The organism is Seonamhaeicola sp. ABD4_175 (assembly GCF_056160885.1).
The window spans coordinates 1-4440 of record NZ_JBSWYC010000011.1 but is presented as its reverse complement, the minus strand read 5'-3'; the positions used below and the strand labels follow the sequence as shown (position 1 = coordinate 4440).

The window sequence follows — 4440 nt, the reverse complement described above, 5'->3', positions numbered from 1 at the left end:
TCCTTTCTTTGAGTGAAAGTCGTCTGTGTTTTGAACTCATATTACAAATCTATAATTTTAGATTTGTTGCGTTAAGTTATTGAATAGACCAGGTGTTTCATAAATTGTGTACAACGGTTTTGTATATGATTTGTTGCGTTGTTTAAGCAACTAATTTAGTAAATAATTACCGACCAAGAAAGTCCGCGAGGATTTTCGTAAGTAGGTGAGAAGCCAGCAATAAATTATATACGGTGTTGTGCCCAGTTATTTTAAACGGTAGATTGTCTTATTTTTTTCTCCTATTTTTTCAAATAAATTTAATTCAGTTCCTTTCTTTAAATCTCTACTCGCAGTTGCAGAAGAAATGTCTTTAAAAATATCCATATAATCTTTTCTTGTGAATTCAGTTTTATTTAATGAAACATAATACTCTAATCTATCTTTTTCATTTAACGTCCGATTATTAAAATCTAATAGCTGACTTATTGAAATGTCAATTACATTAAGCATATATTCAATAAACTTAGTTGATTTTCCAGATTTATCACTTTCAGCCAAAGCTTTATAATATTTTTCTTGGTCATTACTGATTAAAGTTTCAAAAGGCAAAAATTCAAAGATTGGATATTTTTCCATTAAAATTAAAGTTTGCCATAATCTTCCCATTCTTCCATTTCCATCCAAAAATGGATGTATAAATTCCATTTCGTAATGGAAAACACAACTTTTAATTAATTCAATTTCATCAGACTTTTTCAAATATTCAAAAAGGTCTTTCATTAAGTATGGCACATTTTCAAAAGGTGGTGCTAAATGCTCAACTTTAGAGCCTTTAACAATTCCGACACTTTGATTTCTATATTTTCCAGCGTTTTCTATTAAACCTTCCATTAGATTTTGATGTGCTTTTAAAAATGATTTTTCATTTGAAGGATTGTAATCGTTTAAATTTTCATAAATTTTAATTGCGTTTAAAACTTCAAGAACATCTTTTTTAGGACCAATAACTCTTTTGTTTTCAAGTAGCGCTGTTATTTGTTCTTCTGTAAGTGTGTTTCCTTCTATTTTTAGAGAAGAATGAATGGTTTTGATTCTATTCTGTTTTCTCAATTTGGGTGAAGGTTTGTTTAATAAATTAGCATTTACTTCTCCTATTTTTTCTGAAATAGAAGTTATTAAATTTAAAATAGAAGATGTTATTTCGTAAGGTGGTTTCATTTTTGATACTATCATTTGATACTATCAAAGATACAATCATTTAATCTGAATTATCTTATGAAACGTATTTTTTTTAATTGGGCACAACGGTTCGTATATGGAAAGTTGCGTGTTTGTGAGCGGCGATTTTCCGGAGGAAAATCGGAAGCAAGCAAACGAGCAACTTCCATTTGTTTAAGGTAAAACTAGCAATTTTTTATATACAATGTTAGTTTTAGTGCTTTTTTTGATTGAAAATCAGTCGGTAACCAAATCCGCTCAATTTATTTTTTTATCAGATTTTGATTGGTTAATCCGCAAGGTTTTTTTAATCCACAAAAAGCTCAAAATCCGATATAGTTTTTGTTTATTCAGCAGAGTGGAAGTCCACCGTAATTTTATTCATAATTTTAGGGTTTCCGCAACGTTTGTCAAAATCCGCACAGTTATTCACTCCGATTTTAGAGTTTTTAATTCGCAACATTTTGAAACTCGGCAGCAATCTTTTTCGGAATTATCTATCTTAAAATTCTAAAAAATTTTCGAATCTAAGCACCAGGCATTTTTCTAACCGCAAACTTGCTCCAGCATTGAAACTAACGGTCTCGTATAAGATTAGTTGCGTGGTTTAAGTTACTAATTTAGCAAATAAAAACCGAATAGAAAATCCGCGAGGATTTTCGTAAGTAGGCTAGAACCAAGCAATTAATTTTATACATTGTTGGCATTTCGTTGTTTTTATTCAGATTATTTTTTATTCGGTTTAATACCGTTTTTAGATTCTCCAGCGTTTGAGTGAATTCGGTCAGCGATTTATTCTACAAACTTTTTTCAATTCCGCATTCAATTCAGGTTTTGCTTTTCTATTCAGTTTCCTATTCCACAAACAAGCTATAACTCATTTTTTTTAAGTTCTAAATACTTTTTGTCAATTCTTTTAAAAGAGAAAAGAGCTGTTAAAATCCCTAATATTGAGGAAATTGAATAAAGTAAAATAAAATCTTTCAAAATTTTCATTGAAAAAGTAAAACGATTATCACTCAATTCAAAGAGTATCATAAATATTGAAAATGGAAGTGCCCAATAAAGCATTCCCTCAATTAATAAATACTTCAATTTGTTTTTTCTTTTACTTTCCCATTTCTTGTAATAATTTATTTGTTTTTGGTTTAATTCCATTTTTTAAGGTTTCTGCTCAATGAATGCCAACGGCTACGTATATGGAAAGTTGCGTGTTTGTGTGCGAGGATTTTCCGAAGGAAAATCAGAAGCTAGCAAACAAAGCAACTAACATTGGTTAAGGACAAAACAGCAATTTTTTATATACAATGTTGTAAAATGTTTTTATTCTGGTTCAAAATTTAATTAGAAAATAATTCATTTCTGATTTTTTTGACAATAAATAATGGAGTATCAGTCATTTCACTTATTTCCTTATCTCCATAATTATTTGATGAATTAATACTGTCTTCTACCTTCTTTATGGAGTTTAAATTTGTTTTGTCATAAGTAATTAGATTTTCCACTAATGGAGGCATTGTTTTAATAAAATCTGGGTAACCCACAACAAATGTTTTAATCAGAGATAAATCTGCAGGTATTGACCAAAATTGTTCTTCCCTAAACCAATTTCTATCTACATCATCGAAATAAATTGAATGATTATACCAAATATTATTGGTATGTTTTTTAAATAAAAAATACTGCCTATAAATTCTATTTCCAGTTTTTATAATAGCTTGATAGAACAAACTTTTGGGATTACCAGCGACATTAATTAATTCTGTTGTAGAATTATTGATGTTTATAAAGGTGAATTTATTTTTATAAACCTGTTTTAGGTCTTCTTGAAATTCATTATCAGAATTGGTTCTTGCCATTTCAAATATATGCAACTCTACATTTTTTAAATTATACTCTCCTTCAATCTTAAAAAAAACGCATATATTATTATACATTTCTTGATATTGAATTTGTAGTCTTAAGTAACTGTTTCCTCCCGTTATTTCAGATTTAATTATTTCCGATTCATCTATTAACTTACTTGAAAGTTTAGCATTACTTTTAGCGATTGATATATTGCTTTTTATGAGTTTTTGATTTGCATTCGTTAGGTTTGTATTCTCTATAAGTAAAGACTGATTCTTTTTTGTAAGAGAAATGTTTTCTTGTTCAAAATCTTTAATTTCGTCAGTAGCTTTAATGTTTTGGATATTCAATTTCTTATTGTCTCTTCCTAATGTGATATTTTCATTTCTATACGTAATCATTCTTGTATACGAAATCCAACCACCAATTGCCGTTAAAATAACACCTAAGCAAATTAGTAATTGAGGTAAATATTGGATTAACCAATTCTTATCTGTCATTTTCAATAGTTGATTTTTTTAATGTTTTACAACGGTCTCGTATAACCGTCAGTTACGGGATTAAAGTTAATAATTTTCGGTTAAGAACTGGCGTTAGCAATTCCGAGTGGATTCGGACGTAGTCGAATCCGCCGTAATTGCGGTTATACATTGTTGTACACCGTTTTTTTATTCAGTTGGTTTTGTCAATTCCTTTATTTTTTGCTCTAATGAGTCTTTTGTTTTTTTGTTTTGCTCAATCAGATTTTCATTTTGTTTTTCTACTTGAATTATTTTGTTTTCAAGTTCGTTAGATTTTATTTCGGTAATATATGTTCCGAGAAAATAAGCCAAACCACCAACGGTAGAAACTATTGCCCAAAATAACCTTGAACTGAAAATCGATTCTTTAGTTTTTACAGAATATTTAGATTCCTCAAATTCCGTTTTCAAGATTTCTAGTAAATTAATCAGACTTTTTCTGTCGCTTCTCCACGCTTCATTGTCCCGATAATGAAAACTATTATAAATTCCTTCTTTAGGTCGAAAAGTCAGAGAGGATAATTGGTTGAAATATTCTTCTTTATCAGGAATGTGCGCATTAAAAAATGGTAAGATTTTCCGAATTAATTCATTCTTCTTTTCTTTGCGGTCATACTGTAGTTTAGTCATTTGGCCTCTCTCTTCTTCAGTCGAAGCACTTGAATAATTTTCAAATTCCGATTCTGTGTATAAATCTTCTGGAAGCTGTTTCGCTTCTAGAATTAATTTGTCTAATCTCGAAATTATTTTCTTGTTCATTCGATTTTCTCAAATGGTGTACAACGGTTAACGGCTAGAAATTCGTTGCGGAAAAATCCGCAGGATTATTCCGCCGTAGAACGAATTTAGTAAAAAGAAATGAATTTTCGGA

Annotated in this window: 4 protein-coding genes; all 4 read right to left on the bottom strand. The window is 29.5% G+C overall.

Annotation, left to right across the window (positions count from 1 at the left end; all coding sequences use genetic code 11):
* Window positions 1-246 precede the first annotated feature (246 nt).
* The gene (locus ACXAG4_RS15475; protein ID WP_475297000.1) at window positions 247-1200 is read right to left on the bottom strand and encodes a Fic family protein; all 954 of its coding nucleotides are present in this window, start codon (window positions 1198-1200) and stop codon (window positions 247-249) included.
* 870 nt (window positions 1201-2070) lie between these two features.
* A complete protein-coding gene (locus ACXAG4_RS15470) occupies window positions 2071-2358 on the bottom strand; it encodes a hypothetical protein (protein ID WP_475296999.1) in 288 nt (95 codons plus the stop codon).
* Window positions 2359-2540: 182 nt separating this feature from the next.
* Complete coding sequence (locus tag ACXAG4_RS15465) at window positions 2541-3548, bottom strand: hypothetical protein (RefSeq protein ID WP_475296998.1); 1008 nt, start codon at window positions 3546-3548, stop codon at window positions 2541-2543.
* 168 nt (window positions 3549-3716) lie between these two features.
* Window positions 3717-4328 (bottom strand): hypothetical protein, encoded by a 612-nt coding sequence (locus tag ACXAG4_RS15460; protein WP_475296997.1) that lies wholly within the window; start codon window positions 4326-4328, stop codon window positions 3717-3719.
* Window positions 4329-4440 lie beyond the last annotated feature (112 nt).

Bases quoted from the DNA above. Each gene is read 5' to 3' on its own strand.
- ACXAG4_RS15475 (WP_475297000.1), bottom strand. From the start codon at position 1,200: ATGAAACCACCTTACGAAATAACATCTTCTATTTTAAATTTAATAACT.
- ACXAG4_RS15470 (WP_475296999.1), bottom strand. From the start codon at position 2,358: ATGGAATTAAACCAAAAACAAATAAATTATTACAAGAAATGGGAAAGT.
- ACXAG4_RS15465 (WP_475296998.1), bottom strand. From the start codon at position 3,548: ATGACAGATAAGAATTGGTTAATCCAATATTTACCTCAATTACTAATT.
- ACXAG4_RS15460 (WP_475296997.1), bottom strand. From the start codon at position 4,328: ATGAACAAGAAAATAATTTCGAGATTAGACAAATTAATTCTAGAAGCG.